The following is a 2201-nucleotide window of genomic DNA, read 5'->3' on the forward strand; positions in this document are numbered from 1 at the left end:
GCGTGAGCTATTAAGCCGACCATTAGACAAGTTTTGGGATTGTTAAGGGTTACGAGGCTCAACGTCAATAAAGAAATTGGAATAAAGCAATTATGTTATTGATTTTAAATTTTTTATATCAAAATGGTCTTTTTCTGTTAAATCATAACCAGAATGAAAAAGAAGTTGAGCTTCTTTTGAAATACATGGTATTTTTCGACCTTTGTAATTAGTTTCTGAAAACCAGTCATTTTGGAAAACATAATTACCACCTTCTGGGTTTGCTTGGGTAATTGATCCATCATCATTTAGATTTATAGGATGAATATCTAAATACCCATATTCTTCATGCTTAAGTTCCATGCGTGAAGGCATCCAATCAACTTCTATTTTGTATCCGATATCTTCTAATTTTTGTATAACTTTTTGAGTGTGTTGAGCGTCAAAATCTATATCTATATCTCTGTGTTCTCTTTGTTGTTTTCCAGTTAATACATCTACCCCCCAGCCACCATCTAACCAATAAGTTACTTTCATGTGTTCAAATAAATCTAAAATATAAAATAAATCTTTTTCTGTTACATTATTATTTTTCATTTTATCCCTCCTAACTTGGGAATTTGAAACGAGTTGAAAACGAGTTTCTTCTTGTCTTGATACTATATAGAAATAACGTTCCTTTTTAAAAACATGATTTGTCGTTGATATGACAGTGTTTTTATGTATTTTTGGAGTTGAAAAGAAAATTTGACATGAAAAAACCCCAGTTATATTATTAAGGTGTCGAATCTTAAATAAAACTGGGGGCTTTTTATATGCAATATAATACTACTAAATATATTGACGAAAATCAAGATAACGAAACATTAAAAGATATGACGAAAAGTGGGAAGCAACGCCCATGGAGAGAAAAGAAAATTGATAATGTAAGTTATGCAGACATACTGGAAATTTTAAAAATTAAAAAGGCTTTTAACGTAAAACAATGTGGTAACGTCTTAGAGTTCAAGCCGACTGATGAAGGTTATTTGAAGTTACATAAGACATGGTTTTGTAAATCAAAATTATGTCCAGTTTGTAATTGGAGGCGTGCTATGAAAAATAGTTATCAAGCTCAAAGAGTGATTGAAGAAGTGGTTAAGGAAAAACCGAAAGCACGTTGGTTATTTCTAACACTTTCAACAAAAAATGCTATAGATGGGGATACTTTAGAACAAAGTTTGAAACACTTAACTGAATCATTTAGAAGATTATTTAAATATAAAAAAGTTAGTAAAAATTTAATTGGTTTTATGCGTTCAACAGAAGTAACAGTTAATAAAAATGACGGCAGTTATAATCAACATATGCATGTTTTGTTAAGTGTTGAAAATAGTTATTTTAAGAATAAAGCTAATTATATAACTCAAGAAGAATGGGTTAGTTTATGGCAAAAAGCATTACAAGTTGATTATCGACCCGTAGCAAATATTAAAGCGATCAAACCAAATCAAAAAGGCGATAAAGATATTCAAGCAGCTATTAAAGAAACCTCTAAATATTCGGTTAAGTCATCTGATTTTTTAACTGATGATGATGAAAGAAATCAAGAAATCGTGAATGATTTAGAAAAAGGTTTATACCGAAAGCGTATGTTGAGTTATGGTGGATTACTTAAACAAAAACATAAGATTTTAAATTTAGATGATGCCGAAGATGGTAATTTGATTAATACAAGTGACGAAGATAAAACAACAGACGAAGAAGAAAAAGCACATTCGATTACGGCAATTTGGAATTTTGAAAAACAAAATTATTATTTAAAAAATTTGAAACGTTAGCTTAAAAGCTAGCGTTTTTTTATGTATTTTTGCCCCTGCGGGAACTATAGCGTTCAACCGGCATGGTTGACCACTTTTCATGCCAACTTTTAAGTTTGCATGTAAATGGGCAGTGTCTTAAAAAATCAACACTGGATTTGCTCGAATTTTAGTTTGTGAAATTAAGATATATTTATTTGGCTCATATTTGCGTTTTAAGAGGGTATATAAGTTTTTTGGTATAAAACTATATGATTTACCCCTAATTCTTTAAAATGCCCCCTTAAAATTCAAAATAAAGGCATAAAAAATAAAAGATACACCAAAAATGAGATAGCTTTATTCTTTCGTACGGTATGTTTATTTTTATATCGAAGACGTATCGTCGATTGAATTCAAAAAAGTTATGGGCTATAAATCTAC

Annotated in this window: 2 protein-coding genes; one reads left to right on the top strand and one right to left on the bottom strand. The window is 30.0% G+C overall.

Translation table 11 applies throughout. From position 1 onward, the window contains the following. Positions 1 to 90 precede the first annotated feature (90 nt). The gene (lnu(A), locus tag F1592_RS10675; protein ID WP_001829870.1) at positions 91 to 576 is read right to left on the bottom strand and encodes a lincosamide nucleotidyltransferase Lnu(A); all 486 of its coding nucleotides are present in this window, start codon (positions 574 to 576) and stop codon (positions 91 to 93) included. A gap of 218 nt (positions 577 to 794) precedes the next feature. Here lnu(A) and F1592_RS10680 point away from each other — a divergent pair, with 218 nt between their 5' ends. Beyond that, the gene (locus F1592_RS10680; protein WP_077917489.1) at positions 795 to 1799 is read left to right on the top strand and encodes a protein rep; all 1005 of its coding nucleotides are present in this window, start codon (positions 795 to 797) and stop codon (positions 1797 to 1799) included. Positions 1800 to 2201 lie beyond the last annotated feature (402 nt).

This window comes from Staphylococcus sp. GDX7P312P (genome assembly GCF_008385775.1).
Taxonomy (GTDB): Bacteria; Bacillota; Bacilli; order Staphylococcales; family Staphylococcaceae; genus Staphylococcus; species Staphylococcus haemolyticus.